This window comes from Rodentibacter heidelbergensis (assembly GCF_002000125.1).
GTDB classification, from domain to species: domain Bacteria; phylum Pseudomonadota; class Gammaproteobacteria; order Enterobacterales; family Pasteurellaceae; genus Rodentibacter; species Rodentibacter heidelbergensis.
The window spans coordinates 67,640-90,098 of record NZ_MLHH01000009.1 but is presented as its reverse complement, the minus strand read 5'-3'; the positions used below and the strand labels follow the sequence as shown (position 1 = coordinate 90,098).

Here is a 22,459-nt window from a genome sequence, read left to right as displayed (position 1 = left end):
AAAAACTCAGTATTTATGCAGTGTTAATTAAACACCAATCCCAATTCCAACTCTTTTAAATTGTGGCTTTCTTGGCGAAGTTCATTCCAAATTAGAGGGTTACGCTCAAGATAGGCGGGTTCAAATGTTAATACCCAATCGGTCGGATGACGGAGGGTTTTGAGGGTGATTGTCTGGGTTTTCTCTGTGGCTTGGCGGGATTTATTTAAGATCACCGCAAGGCGTAATAAACGAATTAATGCCAACACATCTTGCTCGTCATAACGGGCAAATGGGATGATATCCGAGGATTTTAAGACACCAATATGCACACGGACAAGCAAGGCAAGCAAACGTTGTTGTTCCCTGTCAAAGCCCGGTAATTCCATATTTTGTAGAATATAGGCTGAATGTTTTTGCATGCCTTTATGGTTGATAACAAGCCCCACTTCATGAAGCCGTGCAGCCCAAAGCAAGACACTTTGCATTTCCTCCAGCAATATTGGGTTGCGCCATTGTGTATATTGATGAGCCAGTAAATTGGCACTGCCTGCTGTGCGGTGGGCTTGAGCGGTATCAATATCAAATTGTTCTGTTAAGCCCCATGCTGTGCGGGCACGAATATCCGCCACTTGGAAATTTTTCTCAAGGCTGTAAATCATCCCTTCACGCAATGCACCGTCTGAGTAACGCATATTATCAATATGAAATACATCAAACACCGCGCTTAAAATCGCCAATCCCGGCACAAAAACATCCGCCCGATCCGGGTTTAATCCAATCAGATTTAATTCATCAAAATGGCGGGCCTGTAAGGTTTGCTCAACTAAATCATTCAAACGGGCTTTGGTGATGATGCCATTCGGATCTAAGGTGGCGGCAATCACTTGATGTACGGTTTTGATCGTACCGGAAGAACCTAACACGGATTGCCAACCCAGATTGCGATATTCCCAGCCTAAATCTTCAATTTTATTGACCGCACTTTGATAGGCTTTTTCAAAATTTTCTTGAGAAATTTCACCATGCTTAAAATATTGTGAAGCAAAACTTACACAACCCATATGACGACTTTGCGCAATAATGGGGGTGAAATCATCACCTACAATCATTTCCGTCGATCCGCCACCAATATCCACCACCAATTTTCTGCCTTTTTCCGGCTGAGTATGGCACACCCCGGCATAAATAGTTTTCGCTTCTGTTTGCCCGCTAATAATATTAATCGGGTAAGGAAAAACCGCCGCCGCTTGACGTAAAAATTCGTCATTATTGACCGCTCTTCTTAGGGTATAGGTGCCGACCACATTCACATTTTCCGGTGCAAAACCCTGCAAACGTTCTGCAAACAACGCTAAACAATTGACACCTCGGGTAATGGCTTCTTGGCTTAGTACAGCATTTTCATCAAGCCCTTCGGCTAATTTCACTTTTTGTTTTAAGCGTGATAACACTTGAATAGAGCCGTTCATAATGCGTGCCACAATCATATGGAAACTGTTCGAGCCGAGATCGATAGCCGCAATTTCACGCACATTGGTTCGCCCTTGAGGCAATATCTCTTGTTCAAATTGTATTTCGTTATTCATTAATGGTTCCTAAAATTCAAACTGATAAAGTAAATCAAACACTTGGTTGGTGCTTGAAATGGATTGGAAATAAAGTTGTGGCAACAGGCGATAACGCAAAGTCACCTCCGCCAATCCGTCAAATAACCCAACGCCATATTTTATTTGGAGATTTTTACCAATATTCCCGCTCACCTGAACTTTTGAGCTATCTCCGACACCGGCTGTGCCAAGATTGAGATCTTGAATACCAAAGACTTCGCCAATTCCGCCCACAAATTTACCGCTTTTCGCTAAGCCCATTCCCAGTAAAGCCGCCCCCACCGAGCCGGCTGAGCCTGCTTCGCCACTGTTTTCCAAAGAACGCCCGGTTAATAAATAAGAAAGGGCTTGATCCTGTGGTTTTGCCGGTTCAGAGAACACCGTGACTTCCGGATTGGTCGCCACCCCAATCACTTTTACCCCTGCAGTAACCTTGTTATCTTCCATCGCTTCCGGATTACGAATCGCCTCAATATTCAGCATAGGTTGTGAAGGCAAACCGGAAAAGTGAATTTGTCCTTTGCGAATGACCAAATCCTGTCCAAAAGAGGCATAACGCCCGTTTTTGAGGTCAATTTGTCCATATAGCCCTAAGCGTCCTTTTTCTTGTTTAACCGAAAGAACTCCCTCCAAATTCGATTTAAACCCATAGGCATCAAAATGCACATCATTACCAATGTTGATCTTAAGATCAGAACGAATCGCCATACCGGATTGGGTGGTTGAGGCAAACTCACGGTTAATTAATTCCGGTTTACTTTTCCGTGGCCCGTTTAAAATGACTTCATCTTCACTCACCGGTTCAGCATTATCCGGTAGGCTGTCGATTTTAATTCTTGCCCAAGGAATGGCAACGTTTCCCGATAATTCCAATAATTGGGGGGTGGCTTTCGCCAGCACATTGGTGGAAAGGCGAAGTTTTCCCATTGCAGGAAGATCAAGTTTAAAGTTTTCTGTTTCAGCCCGAACTTCTGTTCGCCAATTGGCGATATTCGTCCAATCGGCCTGTCCGCTCATTTTCAGCTGCCCCTCCGGGGTTTGGATATGACCTTGCAAGGTTGAATGGGTGCCGGAAAAACGCAGGGCCACTTCGCCATTTGTCACCTTAAAAGGTAACATTTTTAAGGTGGTTTTCACATTTCGAAGATCAACATTGCCGTTTAACAAAGGTTTTTCAAGATTTCCCCCAAAACTCAGTGACGAAGTGATATCGCCACTGATATTTTCGCCTTGGCTAAATAGTTGATTGAATAAAGTTAAATTTAAACCCTCAATGTTAAATGTACCACCAAGCTGACGGGTGCCACTTAAATCATTGAGTTTTAAATCCGTACGAATACGACCTTGATTTTGAACATTAATGTCCGATTTTAATATCAGATTATTATTTTGAATCTCCGCATTGAGCCTAAGTTGTGGAATAGCCAATTTAAAAGTGCGGTAATCCAATTTCTGTGCTAAAGCGAGATTATCGCCATTTAGCGCAAGATTTAACACAAAAGGTTTATCACTAAACCACGCCACTTTTCCTTCGCTTCTTAGTTGCCCTTTTAGGCTATCCTGCTCAATCAATTTATTCACTAAATTCAAATTAATTCGCTTCAGGTTAAATGGAATTTCCCCTTTTTTACCTGCGTTAAAAGATTGCGGAAAACACAAGTCAAATTCGCTATTCACCCAACAATGTGCCCCAATTGTGGCTTGTATGGTTTTATTATCATAGGTCAGCGGAATAGGTTGAGTAGGTTTTAGCTCTCCAATTGGGGTGTCAATTTGCACTTGACTTAACGTGCCTTTCCATTGCTGTAAAGTGCGGTCAAAATTACCCGAGATTTGTAAATTTGCCGCTACCGGTTTACCTTGAGAACGCAGGCTGAGTTGGTGTTTTTTTTCATCACCCGAGAGAGTGAAATCCACCGAGCGTATTGCCACTGCTTCGCCATAACGAAGATTGCCCCCTTTAACGAGCAGATTTCCTTTCACCAACGGTGCACTCGACACCTCGCCTTGAACGATGGCATTGGCGATATCAAGGCTCTGCCAGTGAAGATTTTTGGCATTAAGATCCAGCTTCACATCAGGGGCCACCAAATCCCCTTTAAGTGTTCCTTTACCAATCAATGAACCGCTTAAATCGCCGTATAATCCCTGCAAATTCGGCCCATGAATATCGAATAGCAGATCCGATTGTTCACTCAATACACCTTTGGCATAGATCCGATTATCGCCATAATTAAGCAACAATTCAGGGATATTAAGTAAAGTCTTATCACTTAAAAAGACCTGACCTTTCAAACTGAGCGGACGCTGGGAGAGGCTACCGGTTAAATCAATATGAGGAATATCCACCTGCCAGCCTGCCGTACTCGCCGCCCCTGAGCTCACCAATTGACCGGATAATACCGCCGGAATCGTTGGCACATAAGGGCGAATATTCATTTTATTCAAATTCGCTTCCGCTTCCCATTTCGCCCCTGCTTTCCAGCTTGCCGATCCGGTTAATCTTGCCGTACCCTCCAATGCCTTGAGATGTAATTCGTTGATGTCCACCTCATACAATTTTCCTTTCACATCAAGGGATAAATCCGTTGCAGGAATATGCGTCATCCCTTCCACATTCCCCCTAAGTTTTGCCTGATAATCCAAGAGATTACCGCTAACATTTAACCTGACATCCTTGATTTTAAGTGGCGGTAAATTTTCAGCGAAAGCATAGTTTCCTTTGCTGGCATTCAGCGTAAGGTTTAACGGCATTTTTTCCTCTGCCAATTTCACCTCGCCATTGAGCTCGGCATCTAATACCCCTTTTGTGGTTAAAGCAAGGGATGTTGTTTTTTTCAATGCACCGGAAAGCGAAAGCGTAATATCGCTTTTCGGTAAGATTTCTTTGTCTTTGGCTTTAAACGCATTGAGTGAGGAAGTGAGGGTGAAATCCACAGGAAAATCACCGTTAAGTTGTAGTGAGCCTTGGGCTGTCACATTGCCTAACGAACTGTCTAATGCCAATTTCTGCACTTGAGCAAGATGCCCCGTGGCATCGGCTTGCAAAAGAAAAGCGGAAAGTGTGATCTGCTGTAATGTTTCCCCCTGTTCATTTTGCACCACATAATGCCAATCTTTCGCACTAAGGCTTGGAATATGCAGATCAAAGGGTAAATTGACTTCCGTGATATTGCCTAAAAATGCTGGGGTTAAATTTTGCTCAATCGCAGCCCAATCTATCGGTTGATTATTCTTTTCTGATACTGATTTTTCAGGTTGGTCTAGTTGAACGCTTTTAATGTTAAGGACATTGATTTCAGTCGGCGCTAATGTTAATCCCGCTTCATTATTTAAACTGACTGCACTTTGAAAATGCTTAAGGGCAATATGGGTTTGATCCAATTGAAAATTGAGTTGATCCAACCTGAGATTTTTCACCTCAAAACTGACGGGTAAACGCACTTTTTTCATTGGTGAACGTTCCCGAGGCTCTTGTTCCGATGGCGGTAATTTTGAGCTATCAATGAGGATCTCCGGCTGATTGACAGCCATCTCTTCCACACAAATTTTGCCGGAAATGAGGCAACCAAAATCCATTTGTAAACGTGCTTGGGCAATGCGGGTATCAACGCCTTCGCTTTGGTAACGTACATTTTGCAAAACTAGCCCTTGCTGTAACCCACCTTCGATTTGCTCAATGGAAAGACTATCAAGCAGTTTATCCGCCAATTGGAGCAAGCCTCGTTGACCCGCATCAAAAGAAAGTGCGCCCACCAGTGTAAAAACCGGCACAAAAATGACCGCACTTGTGACACACAACACTTTGCGTAAGTAGGATTTTTTCTTTTTTGGTGTAGGCTGAGCAGGCGGCTTTTCTTGCACTTTGATTTCTTGTTCTGACATAATTTCCCCTAAATTTCTGTGCCTAAACCAATGTAGAATTGAATATTTTTACTGTCATCTTTGTCACGAATAGGGGTCGCAATATCGAATTTAATCGCCCCCACCGGCGATGCCCAACGCACCCCAACACCTGCGCCATAGCGTAATTCTTCATTGCTAAAACGATTTGCAGCAAGGCCTGCATCCACAAAGGTTGCCCCCCACCATGAGGGATAAACTTGATATTGATATTCAAAAGATCCGGTGAGTAAACGGGAACCCCCTACGAGTTTATTATTCTGATCTCTCGGTGAGATTTTTTTATAACCGTAACCACGCACACTACGATCGCCCCCAGCAAAAAAACGAAGTGCGGGCGGAATTTTGTGAATATCTTTGGTATGTAAATAGCCGATTTCCGCACGAGTGATAATTCGGTGATTTTCCGCATAAGTACGAATCCAACCCGTTGAGGCTTGCACTTTAAAAAAACTCGCATCGGAAAGTAGCCCTTTGTAAGCCACATCCACCGTAATTTTTTGCGAATCCCCCCAAGTTGGGAACATTCCCCCCCGTAAACGGGTGCGGTTAAACCCGCCGGTCGGGTAAACCAGTAGGGTTTTATCATTAATGTCCGCTTGGGTAAATTTATCATAACGCGCCCGCACACCGGCAAAATATTGCCAACCTGCATCATTATTCCAATAACGCAATCCGGCAAGCGTAATAGTCGTGGTTTTCGTGTCGTTATCATCCTCATTTTCCACCCCACCGGAAAATTCGTAATAATAATTTAACGGATTTTTTAATAGGGGAATTTTATAAACCGCCTCAAGGGTTTGTTTTGGTGAAGACACATAAAGATTGGTACGAAAGCTGTGTCCACGATCATTAATCCAAGGCCTTGTCCAGCCAATCTGTAAATGCGGGCCGGTATCGGTGGCAAAGCCGACACCTAATTCCATGGCATTTTTTTTGCGTGGATACATCAACACCTCTAAATTCACCACTTTATTTTCTTCATCAACCTGCGGTTGCAATAATACTGAGCTAAACCAGTTAGTTGAGGAAAAATCATTAGACAAGGTAGAAAGTTGACTGAGCAAATAAGGCTCACCCGGTTTAATTTTCAACATATTTTGCAAATAATCTTCACGAATTTGCGTATTATTGAATGTGATTTCACCATAATGATAACGCACCCCACTATCAAATAGCATACGCCACCAGGCTTGATAGGTTTCCGGGCTGATTTCTAAACGGGAAACGGAAAATTTTCCATCTAAATAACCGCGGGCAAGGGCAAGGGTTGAAATACTGCTTTTATACTCATCATATTTTTGATGCTCAACCAATTCCCCCTCTTTAGGTAAATTTTTGCGTAATGCCTCAAAATGTTCATCTTGCGCCGCTTCCCCTTCAATTTTGACCTCTACCCCCGCAATGCGTGTGGGTTCCCCCGGTTTGACATGGGCGATAAGCAAATCCCGTTCACCTTTTCGCTTTTTCAATTCAAAGGTGACGGAAGAATCATAATAACCAAATACCCGTAAGCCTTTATCAACAGCATCAATGACAAGCTGTTTATAGCGGTCAGAACCATCCATTTCTTCTTTGCTGATGAGCTCAACATTCAATGCGGTGTTGCGAATAGCACGCTCCCCTTTAATGCCTTGAATATCAATATCGACGGTTTGTTCGGCAAATACTGGCCATGCCGAGAGAGAAAGTAAAAGTGCGGTCAATTTGAGAGGAGATTTTTTCATAACTTTCACTAAAGGGATAATTGGTTTATTGGTCAGAAACCCACAATAGGCTGATTACCAATAAGGTTATTTTCGTTTCTTATAAAACGGACGCCTATTGGCGTCCCATTTTTTTATTTTGTGTAACGGCGATATCATACCGCAATTATTGGGAAAATTTCACTTCCTGTACGATTCGTTTTGCCGTAGCAATAGGGAGTTGTCCGATAAAGGTAATTTCTTTGTCGCCAATGACTTCGCTATATAGGGTATATTCGCCCTGTTTCCAGGTTTGATCCTGCTTTGGTTGTGGATTTTCTGCCTTTGTTACATAGAGGGTAAAGGTGAATAATCCGTCACTGAATAATGCACTATCAATGATTTCACTTTCAAATAAATCTTGGCTATGGCGGATTTTTGTAAACCCACTCGGTAACCAATCGGCTTTCCAGCTAAGGGAAGAAACACTATTAGGGGTTTCATTTAATAACGGTGGCATTGAAACTTTATTCAAATAATCCGTCAATCCTTTAAGGCGATCGTCAATATAAAGCGTCACCACGCGGAATTGATCTAATAATTTGCCTTCACGATCGAGCATATCGCTACGCAATAATAAGCTGTTTTCTTCATCAATAAACACCACATATTGATAGCGAAAATCATCTTTAGGTACGATGCGAATAGTGTCTGTGAAACGACCGGCAACTCGATTTTCGCCCATCATAATAAAATCATAATGCTCTGATAATTTATCAAAATTGCTACGAATCACCGAGGGTAAGGCATCCACAATACTGCCACTATTCAGAGTGAAAGCTCGAGAGCCTAATTGAAAATAACTGACTAAATTATCACGCTGAATAATTTCTTGCTGCTCGCCGTCAAGGGTAACCAGTTGAGCATAGGTTTTATTATCGCGTTTAATATGACGATAACGGAAAGAATCCATATTGGTCGAAGAGGTTTGCACAAAGGCAATTTCGTAGTTAAGACTGTTCACCGATTGCGCCATTTTTTCTAAAATTTGTTTTGGTGACACTTCTTCTGCCGAGGCGGAAACTGTGCAAAACAGAGTAAACAAAAGTGCGGTCAGTTTTAAGACTATTTTCTTCATAAATTTTCAATCATTCATAAAAAAATTCACCACATCATCAAAGCGTTGTGGTGAATGGTTTACGTTTATTCAATGATTACTTCTGGTTGTTGCCAATATTTAATGAATTCGCATGCATACGGCGCTGTAATTCATAGTTTTGCAACATTGCCCCAATGCGGCGGTTTTTTTGTTCCATTTGATCGCTGGTTGCCACATCTTTATTTGGTGCATTATAGCTAACTTCTTGTACCGAATTATTAAAAGGTAAGGTTTGTAAAATCGGGGTTTCCGGTACATTGTTCACATCATTTTTCGCATTAAATGACTGCACACCCAGCACCGCTACCAAACAGACACTCGCTGCCACAGCAATTTGTGCAACCGGTGCAAAAAACGCCTTGAATTTACGCATAAATGGCAAGTTTTTCACTTCTTCAACGGTCGGTTGAGATTGCGTTATCGCTACTTTTTCGATCTCTTCTTTCTCGATCAAATCCGCCATTTTTGCCGTAAAATCAGCGCCTAAAACAACCGCACTTTCTTTCCGTATGACGGCTCGAGCCATATGATAAGCCGCCCAAGATTGGCATAAAGCTTTATCATTACACAGTGTTTCGGTAAACAAGGCATCCACTTGTTCACCATCCATATAGGCTGAAAGTTGCTCTTTTTGCATTTCAAACTCCACTTTATTCTAACGTTGCATAAGCGGTTGTATTTTGTTTTCGATAATTTCACGAGCACGGAAAATTCGAGAACGTACAGTGCCTACGGGACAATCCATAATTTGTGCGATATCTTCGTAACTTAAACCTTCTAATTCTCGAAGAGTGATCGCCGTTTTTAACTCTTCCGGCATCGTATGAATGGTATCAAAGACGATTTTTTCCAACTCACCGGATAACATTTCATTTTCCGGGGTGTCCACATCACGAAGGTGGATACCCGCATCATAGTTTTCGGCATCCTCTGCGAGAATATCTTCGCTTGGCGGGCGACGCCCTTGTGCCGTTAAGTAGTTTTTCGCCGTATTGACGGCAATTCGATATAGCCAAGTGTAGAATGCACTATCGCCCCGAAAAGATTCAATGGAACGATAGGCTTTTATAAAGGATTCCTGCACAACGTCGGGAATATCATTACGCGAAACATAGCGGGTCAATAACCCTGCCACCTTATTTTGATACCGCGAAACCAACAAATTAAAGGCTTTTTTATCGCCTTGCTGTACCCTTTCTACCAAAGCTTGATCGGTTAGCTGTTCAGCCATATTTCTCCTAATGCTATGTCTAACACGCCTTAATATCCAAGACAGCAAGCTTTTGTTGCTTTATCTGACATAAGGGATTTTAAAAAGTTCAACCTAAAATAATCTTCTGTTCACGGCATCATACCGACATCGCAGCCTGTACTCATTTTGAGCTAATTTTATTAATGTCTGTTATATTCAAAATACAATACTGTTGCCGCAACACGGGAATGGACATTGAGTTTACGCAATAAATTGCGGATATGGACTTTGACCGTTTCTTCAGAAATAAATAACTGACTTGCAATTTGTTTATTGGATAACCCGGTTGCAATTAGGCTTAAAATGCCTTTTTCACGATCCGTTAAAGAATCCATCGGTTCTTGACGATATTCACGCTCAATCAGTAAATCTTTAATTGAATCGCTTAAAATCACCTCGCCTTGTGCAATACGTTTTATTTGTTCAAGCAATGTATCCGGCTCAGTATCTTTTAAAAGATAACCGTCTGCCCCGGCATCAATTAATGCAAAAATATCACTTTTGGCATCGGAAACGGTGAGGATAATGATGCGGGCGTCCACACCTTCTGCGCGTAAACCTTTTAGCGTATCCAAACCTGATAGCCCTTTCATATTAAGATCTAAAATAATGAGATCCGGTGAGGTTTGTAATGCCAAAGAAATGCCCTCAGTACCACTGCCGGCATCTGCAATGACATTAAATTTTTCGTCTAATTCAAGCAATTGCTTAATACCACGACGCATTAATGGATGGTCGTCAATGAGTAAAACATTTAACTTTTCTTGCATATTTTTCACTCCTAAGTGATGAGGTTATCTCAACATTCACTTTAAAAAAATGGCACTATTTTATGGGGATTTCACTTCGCTTCCAAGTACTTCACCATTCATTTATCTCATCACAATCGTTTTATTGTACATTTCGCCGATATTTAAAAGGCAGAATTTGTATTGCCCCTTGATGAGTGTGTTGGATTTGATAAAACTGTGGATAATTAAAATCCCCCGATTCAATATGATAGGGATTTTCGCCCTCAAGGCTAGAGCTTTGATAAAGCTGGGTAATTTGTCTGACTTTGTCATCTTTCACGCCATCGCAATGGCGATAGATTTCTAAATGATTGGCCTCGTCCAATAAATACACATTAAACGTGCCATCGCTGTTATCTTCAAAGAAAAATTGTAAAAAACCCTCGCTTGCAAAAAGATCCATTTCTGCAGGATGTTGACGGTTTTCATCAAAATCTTCCGATTTCTCTTCTATCGGGGTTTTCAAAACGTCATCAAAATCAACCGCACTTTGCGGATCATTTTCGACTTCTTGCAAACTAATGCCATTTTCTTCAAAGAAGAATTGCCAGTTTTTTCCCGCAACACGCAAACGAGGGATACTCGGCATTTGGCTATCGCCAAGTTGAATACTAATACAGCGGTTCACCAATCCTCTTACAAGATCACGCAAGGCTTGGCGATAATGCCGACTATAACAAAATACCTTCACGGAACTCGGGCCTTTTCCACCTTGGTGAATTTTATTGGAAAGCACTTTTAGGGCAACTAAAACCGCATTAGCCCCTTCAAAATGCAATGTCTGAATCTCATTCCAAATATTACGATAAGTAAAATCAATGCTCCCCACTAAATTTTGTTCCAATGCACCAAAACTAAATAAGTCACTGGCTGAAAGCTTGTCTTTAAATTCAACAATTGACGAGGTGGGATCGGTGGTTAAATTGACAGCAATGACAATATGACGAATTTCACAAGACGTGGCCGCCAACGCATCACTTGCCGGCGCCGGCAAATGGCGAGAAAAAGACTGACGTAAATCCGTGACAAAATGTCGCAAGGTTTCGATATCAACAGAATGGCTGAATAAATGAATTTCCGTGTCCTCTGTCAATAATCGATTAAAATAAGCCCAAGCCACCAAGGTATTCAGACTTTCACTGTATTCAATCACTCGGTCTTCAGAAAACATCATTTCACTTGGCGGTTTGTTGATAAAATACCAGCCGTCTTTAAAGTGTTTATTATCTCTCACTTCCAAGAAAGAAAGGTGAGGCTCCGATAAATTACGGGAAATTTGCGTATTCAGCAAAATGATTTTCCCCGGCAATTCTTCAAATGCCGTATAGAGTTTTCGGGTCAGAATATTAATATCTTGAGGAACCATGCTTGAGCTGATTTTATGCTTACGGGCAAAGTGCATTAAACTATGGTAGCTCATCATTAAAAATTTGACTAAATTCTCATGTTCCTCTTTAACCCGTTTGATTTTCCAAAACGGTCGCTGATTTAGCTCTTGGATCAACGCTGAATTCCAGCCCCATTCTTGCGCTAAAATGCGTATATAATTAATACGCCAATTACTGATTTTATAAGGCGTTAGATCTTCTGTTACTTTGATATAAAAACAACGGCGGATAAAATCAAGACGCTTAAATTCAGAAAGTGCGGTCAGATAATCCGTCACTTTATTGAGGATCGCAATATAAGGATCAAAATGATGTGCCGGTGTCGTATTTCCCGAGAATAAATCTTCTTTAAACTGGCGGGCAATGAGGCGGGTGTTGGGGTATTCTTTAGAATAAGCCTCCAATAATAAAATTTTGAGTACCGATTTATAAGGCGAATCAATTCCTTTATAAAGCTGCCACAAACTGGCACCAAAATATTCTTTTGAGGAAAATTGGCCTAAGCCGCCAAAATCCACCCAATCTTGCGGATCAAGCTCTCCTTCTCTTATTCGTTTTTCGACCTCTTTTTCATAATCCGCCTCATCATCAACCCACAAGTGCAACCAAAGCAAAGGCTTTCCTGCCAAACGCACTGCTGAGCGGTAAAACTCATCAAGAAGTAACATATATTGTGCCGAACCACTGTTTTCATTAGTCAGCAAATCTGCATTGTGCGTTTTACGAAAGCGTTGCTGATCCATCAGATAAAAATTAATTTCGACGTCAAACTGCATTGCCCATTCTTTAATTTTTTGGGCTTTTTCCATTAATAAATCCCGTTCATCTTCCGTCAAATTGTCCGCATGGCAAATCCAAGTATCTAAATCAGAATAACTCGTTTGACTGATTGAACCGAAGCTCCCCATCACATACAAACCTAAAACAGCGGGGGTAATACCATAAATTTGCGGCTTAATTTGATCATAAAATGTCGGGTATTCCGTCAAAAGAAATTGTTGTTGGTAATCAGACAGGCAAAAACCGGCAATGCCACAAGGAGCTTGCACGACATAACCGGGTAAACGTGGATGATTTAATTGAAGTAATAAAGGGAGCAAAAACAACACGCGTTGTAATCCGTCACCGGAAGTTGACAAAGCACGTTCTAAACGGCGTTTATCTAGGTTTTCGACGTATTTTCTTGCCCGATTGAGATCGTATTTCAATACGGTATCCTAGCGGATCGAAAAAATTGCGAATACTCTACCACTTCAAGGCAATGAAAGCAAAGCGAAAGAATGGCTATCCAAGATGAGCAACATTTGCTATATTCTTCCCTCTCCTTACATGACATGACAATTATGAAACGTTCATCAATGCCTACCACATTTAGTCCATTTGCTTGGGGACTTGCTGCTTTTTGTCTGCCTGTTTTGCTTTGGCCGTTGGCTTTACTGCTTTCTACCGCTTTTTCGAAAAACCCGGCATTAAGCGAAGGGCAAATTCAGCTTTTTTTGACCTTTTTTTGGATCTATCCTTTTATCCTCGCCATTGTTGCACGCTTGCTTTATCAATTGCATAGAAAATATCCCAAACAGGCAGTACGATTGCTTATTATCAGTGCGGTCATTTTTTACGGTATTTTAAGCTATATCGGTTTGGTTAGTGCGGCATAAACCCTGCAATGACTAAACCTTAAAATGCTAACAGAATTTTTCCAATATGGGTGCCTTTATCAATTTCTGTATGAGCCTGTGCGACGGCATGAAAATCGTAGCATTGATGTAAAAGCGGTTTCGCTATTTCTCCTTTAGCCAATTTTTCCCATACATTTTCACGCAATGATTGGGCAATTTCTGCCTTTTCTTCACTTGTTCTGGCCCGCATGGTCGAACCGGTGATGATCGCTCTTTTTACTGCAATTTTGAGCAAATCGACCTCTTTAGCAATAGCGCCCCCCATAAAACCGATGAGAAACATTCGGCCATCTTTATTCAAGATTTCAAGGTTTTGATCAAAATATCGAGCCCCGACAAGATCTAAGATGCCATCAACGCCCTCTTGGTGTTGCCGAATCACCTCGACAAAATTTTCTGTTTTATAATTAATTGCCGTTGCGCCAAGTTGTTCCACCACATGGCATTTTTCTGCATTGCCCACCGTAGAGAAGGTTTTGATACCCAAACTTTTCGCAATCGCTAAAGCGGTGATGCCAATCCCACTCGTCCCACCATGAACCAATAAGCTCTCTCCCTTTTTCATCTGTTTTTTCATAAAAAGATTTGCCCAAACTGTGAAAAAAGTTTCCGGCAACATAGCGGCATCTTGCAAGCTATACCCTTGTGGAATGGGGAGTGTTTGCGCCGCTTTCACCACGCAGTATTGCGCATAAGCGCCGCCATCGGTTAAGGCACAAACCCGATCACCTAGCTTAAAATGTTGAACCTTTTCCCCCACTTTCACCACTTCGCCTGATAATTCCAATCCCATAATTGGGCTAACCCCTTTTGGCATGGGATACAACCCTTGACGTTGCATCACATCCGGACGATTAACCCCGGCAAAGGCAACCTTGATAAGTAATTCATCCGATTTCGGCTCAGGAATGTCTGCGTTTTCAATAAATAATACGCAGGGATCGCCGGGTGAGTGCATATTGATACGTTTCATTTGGTTCATAGAATTCCCCTTACAAAAAGAGTAAAACTGAAGATTTCGATAAAAAGTGCGGTCATTTTTCGACAAGATTTATTATCGCTTCGACATGACTTCCCTACGTATTGGGATACAAAAATGCCGTTGATAACAACGGCATTCAGTCAGAAATTATTTTAAACCTACTGATTTTAATAATTCTTCTGCGGCTAAAATACCTAATCGATTACCGGCAAGTGGGCTATCCCCCGTCAGCAAATTGCGATCTTTATGAACTTGACCACTAATGCCTTGGTTCATCACTTTCATTCCCAATTGCTCTAAACGGGCGGCCAACAACCAAGGTAATTTCCCCGGCATATAACCAATATCAATATTCGCCCCTTCATCTAATGCATCAGGGAATACACAAAGTTCATAGCCTTTGAACGGGAAGTCGCTGTCCGCTTTATCGATTGCTGCGGCGGCTAAAGCGGCCGGCCCATGGCAAAGTGTGATGATAAATTTGTTATTTGCCATTGCCCAATCTAAAACACGTTTTACTTCACGGCTTTTAGGAATTTTGTTAAATGCGCCATGTCCACCCGGAATTAATACCGCAACATAAGGTGAATTTTCTGCCGTAACCTCATCAATAATATCCGCTAATTTTGCCGGTTTATCGAGTTTTGGCAGGTATTCATTATAAATCTCAGCCACCGCCTGATCTTCTGCCGGCATTGCCCACATCTCAAATTTCGCATGGTTACCTGAAAGTGTCGCTACATCAATTTCAAAACCGGCTTTGTGAATGTGAAGCATCGGTAACAAGGTTTCTACGGGGTGATTGCCCGTTGAGAACCATTTGCCGTTTTGCATTTGTAAATAGCGTTCGTCTGTGGCAATCATCAACACTTTTTTATCACCACGGTAAGCGGTTTCAAATTTCAGTCCATCAAAATCAGTTTTTGGGCTGGTGTATTGTGATAATGAATATTCTGAAGGGAAATAAGCATTATGCTCTGCAAAATCGCGTACAGGTTGTTTGCTTAATTCAGTCATGTTTAAAACTCCTAATTTGTTAATATCACTCCGAATAAATTCGGCACGCATTATAACGAAAAATAGATTATTCCATTTGCCTAAAATGATATTTTCCTTGCCTTTTTTGACAGATCCTTATTGTCAAAATCCCTTTTCAATAGAAACTTTGCTAGAATTTCTTGCATTTGAATTTCTTATCAATTGCAGAAAATGGCAAGTACAAAAAATGCGGAAAATCTGACCGCACTTTATCAAGAACTCATCCATAAAATTTTACCTTATCTTCCAAAAGAGGGACGAGTTTATAGCCAAATTGAGGGACTGAGTTTCTACCGTCATGATACACCTTATTATTCTTTACCTTGTGTACAACCTCTAGGCATTGTCGTTGCATTACAGGGGCGAAAGGAAATTACACTTGGTGATAAGCCTATTTGCTATGAAACCGGGCAAGTTTTATTTATTGGCGCCAATCTATCGGGATTTGCCTATATCCCCGAATGTTCATCCGATAAACCTTTTTTAGGCCTAGCATTGGAATTTGATTTCAACCAACTTGCTCATCTCGCTTGTGAATTAGCCTTGAATAATCAGGAAATAAACAAAGAAACAGCCAACCCTATTTTTAGTGTATTTAATGCGAATAAGAAACTCCTCGAAGATCTTTCCAGGCTTGTCGATACCCTACAAGAAACAGGTCTCACTCAACCTCTTGCCAGCCTGATAAAACACGAAATTGCGTTAAGACTTTTTCATGCCCATCCTGAACTGGTTAAGTTACTCAAAGATGGAACAACAACCCATAAAATTCTTGAGGTCATGGCTTGGATAAAACAAAATCCACAAGAAAAAAATACGCTTGCCAGCCTTGCTGAAAGGGCGTTAATGAGTGCCTCATCATTTCGTCAACATTTCCGAATGATTGCAGGAATTAGTCCGATGCAATTCCAAAAACAAATCCGCTTACAACAAGCGAGGATGCTTATTTTACAAGAAAAATATGCTATTGCTGAGGCTGCTAATTTGGTCGGTTATGAAAGCATTTCGCAGTTTTCCCGTGAATATAAACGATTTTTTGGTATCACTGCAAAGAAAGATAGACTGGAACGAGGGAACGAAGGCAAATCAGTGCCAATCTAAGAATTAAGAATAATAAGGAATAAAATACGAACGGAATCCTCATGATACAAATACACACAACCGCATAAATTTATGCGAAATCAAGTGTTCAAAGAGGAATAGTCCCTAAATGTTTAAATTTCTACCGAAATAAATATATTGGATAGTAGGCAACATGCTTGAGCATTTTTACATTGCTCAGTACGAATAACACATGATTAACTATTAAATTAACGGTTAACACGCTTTTAGACAGAGTAAGCCAAACTACAACTACAAAAAAGCTCGCAAAATGCGAGCTTTTTATTTTTAATGATTACTCCGCAGAAGTTTCTGCAACTTCTGGGCGATCAACTAATTCAATGTAAGCCATTGGTGCATTATCACCTGCACGGAAACCACATTTTAAGATACGGGTATAACCACCCGGGCGTTTAGCAAAACGTGGACCTAATTCATTGAATAATTTTGCAACAGTTTCAATGTTACGGGTACGAGCGAATGCTAAACGACGGTTTGCAACGCTGTCTTCTTTTGCTAATGTAATTAACGGCTCAACTACACGACGTAATTCTTTAGCTTTAGGCAAAGTTGTCTTGATAATTTCGTGACTAACTAAAGCACTTGCTAAGTTACGGAACATCGCTTGGCGATGACTGCTATTACGGTTTAGTTGACGACCACTCTTACGATGGCGCATGATCTCATCCTTCTCAGAAAAATCTTAACCTATGACCACAAATTAATCTTCGGCAATACTTGCCGGTGGCCAATTTTCAAGGCGCATACCAAGTGACAAACCACGGGAAGCGAGTACGTCTTTAATTTCAGTAAGGGATTTCTTACCAAGATTAGGCGTTTTTAATAACTCAACTTCTGTACGCTGTACTAAGTCACCGATATAGTGAATTGTTTCTGCTTTCAAACAATTAGCAGAACGAACTGTCAACTCTAAGTCATCAACAGGACGTAATAAAATCGGATCAAACTCCGGTTTTTCTTCCTTAACTTCAGGTTGACGAACATCACGTAAATCAACGAATGCATCGAGTTGCTCTGCTAAGATCGTTGCAGCACGACGAATTGCTTCCTCTGGATCTAATGTTCCGTTTGTTTCCAACTCAATGACTAATTTATCTAAGTCTGTGCGTTGTTCCACACGGGCGGCTTCCACATTATAAGAAATGCGGTCAACCGGGCTATAACAAGCATCAACCAATAAACGGCCAATTGGACGCTCATCTGTTTGAGTTCTTGATAAAGCCGATACATATCCTCTACCACGTTGAACACGAATTCGCATGCTAATAGATGCGTTTTCATCGGTTAAATGGCAAATTACATGATCCGGATTTACAATTTCAACATCACCATCATGGGTAATATCTGCTGCAACAACAGGGCCAATTCCAGATTTATTTAGTGTCAGAATAACATCATCTTTATTCTGTACTTTAACCGCTAAACCTTTAAGGTTTAAAAGCACTTCAAGAATATCTTCTTGAACGCCTTCTTTACTGCTATATTCATGTAATACGCCATCAATCTCTACCTCAGTGACAGCACAACCCGGCATTGAAGAGAGAAGGATACGACGTAATGCATTTCCTAGCGTATGACCAAAACCTCGTTCTAACGGTTCAAGGATCACCTTAGCATGTGTTGTGCTAATTTGCTCAATATCAACTAAGTGTGGTTTTAAAAATTCTGTAACAGAACCCTGCATTTTATCCTCTCTTTGCTTTTAAGCTTAACTATTATTTAGAGTAAAGCTCAACGATCAGATGTTCGTTAATATCTGCTGATAAATCGGAACGTTCAGGAATACGTTTAAATACCCCTTCCATTTTAGCAGCATCAACTTCTAACCAAGTCGGTTTTTCTCTTTGTTCTGCCAATTCTAACGATGCTTTAATACGAGCTTGTTTTTTAGATTTTTCACGAACAGCAACAACATCATTAACTGAAACTTGGAAAGATGGAATATTCACAACACGACCATTTACAACAATCGCTTTGTGGCTCACCAATTGACGAGCCTCTGCACGCGTTGCTGCAAATCCCATGCGATAAACAACGTTATCCAATCTACCTTCGAGTAACACTAATAAGTTTTCACCTGTGTTACCTTTTAAACGGTTTGCTTCTTTATAGTAGTTACGGAACTGACGCTCTAAAATACCATAAATACGGCGAACTTTTTGTTTCTCACGTAACTGACTACCATAGTCAGATAAACGTGGCTTACGAGCACCATGTTGACCTGGTGCTGTATCAATCTTACATTTTGAATCAATCGCACGCACGCCTGATTTGAGGAACAAATCAGTGCCTTCACGACGGCTGAGCTTGAGTTTAGGACCCAAATATCTTGCCATTTTCTTTCTCCAATTATCCTGCTACGCCATTATTAAACACGACGTTTTTTCGGTGGACGACAACCGTTATGAGGAATCGGAGTCACATCGGTAATGTTCGTGATACGGAAACCCGCTGCATTTAATGCACGGATTGTTGACTCACGACCCGGACCCGGACCTTTAACCATAACTTCCAAGTTCTTTAAGCCGAATTCTTTAACGATTTCAGCACAACGCTCTGCCGCAACCTGTGCAGCAAACGGAGTAGATTTACGAGAACCACGGAAACCTGAACCGCCAGCAGTTGCCCATGCTAAAGCGTTGCCTTGACGGTCAGTAATAGTAACGATTGTATTATTGAAAGATGCGTGAATATGTGCAACGCCATCTACAACTTGTTTTTTTACACGTTTACGTGCACGAACTGGTGTTTTAGCCATTATTTACCCCGACTATTTTTTGATCGGCTTACGAGGACCCTTACGGGTACGCGCATTCGTTTTAGTACGTTGACCACGTACCGGTAAACTACGACGATGACGTAAACCACGGTAACAACCTAGGTCTAAAAGACGTTTGATGTTTAGTGTTACTTCACGACGTAAATCACCTTCAACGGTAAATTTACCAACTTCGTCACGCAGTTTGTCAATCTGCTCTTCAGACAATTCTCTGATCTTAACATCTTCAGCAATACCCGCTGCAGCACAAATAGCTTTTGAACGAGTTTTACCGATACCGTAAATGGCAGTTAAAGCGATTACAGTGTGTTTGTGATCAGGAATGTTAATGCCTGCAATACGGGCCACTATGCACTCCTATTTTTAAATTAATTGATATTCTGATCATGAAAAGCCCGTTTTCAGGATACTCAAACAGAATATCAAGGACATAAATGAGCTGAGTAGTATAAACTACTCAACCGGTTCTTTGCAAGAAAAAGCGTTCAATTAACCTTGACGTTGTTTATGTTTAGGGTCGCTACATAATACACGTACAACACCTTCACGTTTAACAATTTTACAGTTACGACACATTTTCTTTACGGAAGCACGAACTTTCATTGCTTATCCTTTTATGTTAATTGGACAATTATTGTCCGAAACCTTTGAGGTTTGCTTTTTTCAAGGCAGATTCATATTGAGACGACATTAAGTGACTCTGAACTTGCACGATGAAATCCATAATTACAACGACAACGATTAATAACGATGTTCCACCGAAGTAGAATTTAACATCCCAAGCCGATGTCATGATATAGGGAACTAAACATACAAACGTTACATAAAGACCACCAATTAAAGTTAAACGGGTCATGACTTTATCAATATAACGAGATGTTTGTTCGCCTGGTCTAATCCCTGGAATAAATGCACCAGATTTCTTTAAATTATCTGCTGTATCACGCGGATTATATTGCATCCCTGTATAGAAGAAACTGAAGAAAATAATTGCAATTGCATAAACAAGCAAATAAAGAGGCTGACCTGGGTTTAACAACATAGATAAATTATTCAACCATTCAAATTTATCATTTTGACCAAACCATTGTGTTAGTGTAGCCGGAAATAGAATAATACTTGACGCAAAAATTGCCGGCATGACATTTGCCATATTCACTTTCAATGGGAGGTGTGTTGAATGTCCACCTAAGATCTGACGCCCTTGCTGACGTTTAGCATATTCAATGCGAATTCTACGCTGTCCTCTTTCCACGAAAACAACAAAATAAGTTACCGCGAAAACAATTGCTGCAATTAGTAAAAGAACTAATGGATGCATTTGCCCTTGACGAGCCTGCTCAATTGTTTGCAGAATAGCTGAAGGTAAACCCGCTACGATACCACCAAAAACCAAAATAGAAATCCCATTACCAATTCCTCTTTCTGTAATTTGTTCACCTAACCACATTAAAAACACAGTTCCGGTAACCAAACTCACCACAGAAGTAAAATAGAATCCAAATCCTATATTAGGAACCAATCCGGGTAACATATTCGGTAGGCCAGTAGAAATCGCTACAGCTTGAATCGTTGCAAAAACCACCGTTGCATAACGTGTATACTTGGTAATTTTTCTCTGACCCGCTGCACCTTCTTTCTTTAATTCGGCTAAAGCCGGAGATACCGTTGCTAACAATTGAATCACGATAGACGCCGAAATATACGGCATAATACCTAACGCAAGAATGGAAGCTCGGCTCAAAGCACCACCAGAGAACATGTTAAACATATCAATGATGGTGCCTTTTTGTTGTTCAACTAATTGAGCGAGCACGGCTGCATCAATACCAGGGACCGGAATAAACGAACCAATACGGTAAACGATAAGTGCGCCTAAAACAAAAAGTAAGCGACTTCTTAACTCACTTTTACCACTACTAGTACTTCTGGTTTGATAACCTGGTTGTTTAGCCATTTGCTAATTATTCCTCAATTGAACCGCCAGCAGCTTCAATTGCTGCTTTTGCTCCTTTAGTCACACGTAAACCACGAACAGTCACCGCAGATTTCACTTCTCCTGCTAAAATAACTTTAGCGAATTGAATATCTTTAGTTAAAACATTCGCAGCTTTTAATGTTTCTAAAGTTACGATATTACCTTCTACTTTGGTTAATTCATTCAAACGAACTTCTGCTGTAACAGCGGCTTTCATTGAAGTAAAACCAAATTTCGGTAAACGACGGTATAGTGGCATTTGGCCACCCTCAAAACCACGACGAACACCGCCACCGGTACGAGATTTTTGTCCCTTGTGACCACGTCCGCCTGTTTTGCCTAAACCTGAACCGATACCACGACCAAGGCGTTTAGCACTGTGCTTTGCACCTTCAGCCGGAGATAGAGTATTTAAACGCATCCCTTACTCCTCCACTTTAACCATGTATGAAACTTGGTTAATCATACCACGCACTGCAGGTGTATCAATTAACTCAACAGTATGGTGCATATGGCGAAGACCGAGACCACGCAAGGTAGCCTTATGCTTCGGTAAACGAGCAATTGAGCTACGAACTTGTGTTACTTTAATAGTTTTAGCCATTATTAATTACCCCAAAATTTCATCAACGGTTTTACCACGTTTCGCAGCAACCATTTCCGGTGATTTCATATTTGCTAATGCATCAATCGTTGCACGAACAACATTGATTGGGTTGGTTGAGCCATACGCTTTAGAAAGTACATTGCGTACACCCGCAACTTCTAATACTGCACGCATTGCACCACCCGCGATGATACCGGTACCTTCACTCGCTGGTTGCATAAATACACGCGAACCAGTATGAACACCTTTAACCGGGTGTTGTAAAGTACCTTCATTTAAAGTGACATTAATCATATTGCGACGTGCTTTTTCCATCGCTTTTTGGATCGCTGCCGGAACTTCGCGCGCTTTACCATAACCAAAACCTACACGGCCGTTACCATCACCTACTACAGTTAATGCAGTAAAGCTCATAATACGACCACCTTTTACAGTTTTTGATACACGGTTTACTGCGATTAGCTTCTCTTGCAGTTCACCAGCTTGTTTTTCGATGTTTGACATCTC

Annotated in this window: 22 protein-coding genes; 2 read left to right on the top strand and 20 right to left on the bottom strand. The window is 41.1% G+C overall.

Features of this window, described 5'->3' with window-relative positions; genetic code table 11:
* Nucleotides 1–23: 23 nt before the first annotated feature.
* From ppx to BKK48_RS04515, 8 genes are all read right to left on the bottom strand, one after another.
* Nucleotides 24–1,568, bottom strand: a complete 1,545-nt coding sequence (gene ppx / locus BKK48_RS04550; protein WP_077426975.1) for an exopolyphosphatase — start codon at nucleotides 1,566–1,568, stop codon at nucleotides 24–26.
* A 9-nt stretch (nucleotides 1,569–1,577) separates the two neighbouring features.
* Nucleotides 1,578–5,474, bottom strand: a complete 3,897-nt coding sequence (tamB, locus tag BKK48_RS04545) for an autotransporter assembly complex protein TamB (RefSeq protein WP_077426974.1) — start codon at nucleotides 5,472–5,474, stop codon at nucleotides 1,578–1,580.
* An 8-nt stretch (nucleotides 5,475–5,482) separates the two neighbouring features.
* Complete coding sequence (gene tamA, locus BKK48_RS04540; protein WP_077426973.1) at nucleotides 5,483–7,219, bottom strand: autotransporter assembly complex protein TamA; 1,737 nt, start codon at nucleotides 7,217–7,219, stop codon at nucleotides 5,483–5,485.
* Between the two features lie 145 nt (nucleotides 7,220–7,364).
* Nucleotides 7,365–8,315 (bottom strand): sigma-E factor regulatory protein RseB, encoded by a 951-nt coding sequence (gene rseB, locus BKK48_RS04535; protein ID WP_077426972.1) that lies wholly within the window; start codon nucleotides 8,313–8,315, stop codon nucleotides 7,365–7,367.
* A 76-nt stretch (nucleotides 8,316–8,391) separates the two neighbouring features.
* Nucleotides 8,392–8,973, bottom strand: a complete 582-nt coding sequence (locus BKK48_RS04530; protein WP_077426971.1) for a sigma-E factor negative regulatory protein — start codon at nucleotides 8,971–8,973, stop codon at nucleotides 8,392–8,394.
* 18 nt (nucleotides 8,974–8,991) lie between these two features.
* A complete protein-coding gene (gene rpoE, locus BKK48_RS04525; RefSeq protein ID WP_077426970.1) occupies nucleotides 8,992–9,567 on the bottom strand; it encodes an RNA polymerase sigma factor RpoE in 576 nt (191 codons plus the stop codon).
* Nucleotides 9,568–9,728: 161 nt separating this feature from the next.
* Complete coding sequence (locus BKK48_RS04520; protein ID WP_077426969.1) at nucleotides 9,729–10,358, bottom strand: response regulator; 630 nt, start codon at nucleotides 10,356–10,358, stop codon at nucleotides 9,729–9,731.
* Between the two features lie 121 nt (nucleotides 10,359–10,479).
* Entirely contained in the window at nucleotides 10,480–12,975 is a 2,496-nt protein-coding gene (locus BKK48_RS04515) for a class I adenylate cyclase (protein ID WP_077426968.1), read from the bottom strand.
* A 135-nt stretch (nucleotides 12,976–13,110) separates the two neighbouring features.
* Here BKK48_RS04515 and BKK48_RS04510 point away from each other — a divergent pair, with 135 nt between their 5' ends.
* The gene (locus BKK48_RS04510) at nucleotides 13,111–13,425 is read left to right on the top strand and encodes a DUF5389 family protein (RefSeq protein ID WP_077426998.1); all 315 of its coding nucleotides are present in this window, start codon (nucleotides 13,111–13,113) and stop codon (nucleotides 13,423–13,425) included.
* A gap of 19 nt (nucleotides 13,426–13,444) precedes the next feature.
* Here BKK48_RS04510 and BKK48_RS04505 read toward each other — a convergent pair whose 3' ends face one another.
* Together BKK48_RS04505 and hchA are read right to left on the bottom strand one after the other, a co-directional pair.
* Nucleotides 13,445–14,428, bottom strand: a complete 984-nt coding sequence (locus tag BKK48_RS04505; RefSeq protein ID WP_077426967.1) for an NAD(P)H-quinone oxidoreductase — start codon at nucleotides 14,426–14,428, stop codon at nucleotides 13,445–13,447.
* Nucleotides 14,429–14,575: 147 nt separating this feature from the next.
* On the bottom strand, nucleotides 14,576–15,445 hold the full coding sequence (gene hchA / locus BKK48_RS04500; protein ID WP_077426997.1) for a glyoxalase III HchA: 870 nt from the start codon (nucleotides 15,443–15,445) through the stop codon (nucleotides 14,576–14,578).
* A gap of 192 nt (nucleotides 15,446–15,637) precedes the next feature.
* Between hchA and BKK48_RS04495 the strand changes: the two genes are divergently transcribed.
* Nucleotides 15,638–16,567 carry an AraC family transcriptional regulator gene (locus BKK48_RS04495; protein WP_077426966.1) on the top strand — a complete coding sequence of 310 codons (930 nt, stop codon included), beginning with the start codon at nucleotides 15,638–15,640 and terminating at the stop codon, nucleotides 16,565–16,567.
* 295 nt (nucleotides 16,568–16,862) lie between these two features.
* Here BKK48_RS04495 and rplQ read toward each other — a convergent pair whose 3' ends face one another.
* The 10 genes from rplQ to rpsE all read right to left on the bottom strand — a co-directional run bounded on the left by rplQ (nucleotide 16,863) and on the right by rpsE (nucleotide 22,456).
* Nucleotides 16,863–17,246 (bottom strand): 50S ribosomal protein L17, encoded by a 384-nt coding sequence (gene rplQ / locus BKK48_RS04490; RefSeq protein ID WP_077415382.1) that lies wholly within the window; start codon nucleotides 17,244–17,246, stop codon nucleotides 16,863–16,865.
* Between the two features lie 42 nt (nucleotides 17,247–17,288).
* Entirely contained in the window at nucleotides 17,289–18,272 is a 984-nt protein-coding gene (locus tag BKK48_RS04485; protein WP_077426965.1) for a DNA-directed RNA polymerase subunit alpha, read from the bottom strand.
* A gap of 31 nt (nucleotides 18,273–18,303) precedes the next feature.
* Nucleotides 18,304–18,924, bottom strand: a complete 621-nt coding sequence (gene rpsD, locus BKK48_RS04480; protein ID WP_077421667.1) for a 30S ribosomal protein S4 — start codon at nucleotides 18,922–18,924, stop codon at nucleotides 18,304–18,306.
* 32 nt (nucleotides 18,925–18,956) lie between these two features.
* Nucleotides 18,957–19,346, bottom strand: a complete 390-nt coding sequence (gene rpsK / locus BKK48_RS04475; protein WP_005543603.1) for a 30S ribosomal protein S11 — start codon at nucleotides 19,344–19,346, stop codon at nucleotides 18,957–18,959.
* Between the two features lie 12 nt (nucleotides 19,347–19,358).
* Nucleotides 19,359–19,715, bottom strand: a complete 357-nt coding sequence (gene rpsM / locus BKK48_RS04470) for a 30S ribosomal protein S13 (RefSeq protein WP_059366018.1) — start codon at nucleotides 19,713–19,715, stop codon at nucleotides 19,359–19,361.
* A 141-nt stretch (nucleotides 19,716–19,856) separates the two neighbouring features.
* Nucleotides 19,857–19,970: a 50S ribosomal protein L36 gene (gene rpmJ, locus BKK48_RS04465; protein WP_005625868.1), complete on the bottom strand. Its 114-nt coding sequence runs from the start codon at nucleotides 19,968–19,970 to the stop codon at nucleotides 19,857–19,859.
* 28 nt (nucleotides 19,971–19,998) lie between these two features.
* Nucleotides 19,999–21,324 (bottom strand): preprotein translocase subunit SecY, encoded by a 1,326-nt coding sequence (gene secY, locus BKK48_RS04460; RefSeq protein ID WP_077426964.1) that lies wholly within the window; start codon nucleotides 21,322–21,324, stop codon nucleotides 19,999–20,001.
* A 7-nt stretch (nucleotides 21,325–21,331) separates the two neighbouring features.
* The gene (rplO, locus tag BKK48_RS04455; protein WP_077426963.1) at nucleotides 21,332–21,766 is read right to left on the bottom strand and encodes a 50S ribosomal protein L15; all 435 of its coding nucleotides are present in this window, start codon (nucleotides 21,764–21,766) and stop codon (nucleotides 21,332–21,334) included.
* Nucleotides 21,767–21,769: 3 nt separating this feature from the next.
* Nucleotides 21,770–21,949 (bottom strand): 50S ribosomal protein L30, encoded by a 180-nt coding sequence (gene rpmD, locus BKK48_RS04450; protein ID WP_005543631.1) that lies wholly within the window; start codon nucleotides 21,947–21,949, stop codon nucleotides 21,770–21,772.
* 6 nt (nucleotides 21,950–21,955) lie between these two features.
* On the bottom strand, nucleotides 21,956–22,456 hold the full coding sequence (rpsE, locus tag BKK48_RS04445; protein ID WP_077426962.1) for a 30S ribosomal protein S5: 501 nt from the start codon (nucleotides 22,454–22,456) through the stop codon (nucleotides 21,956–21,958).
* Between the last annotated feature and the right edge of the window lie 3 nt (nucleotides 22,457–22,459).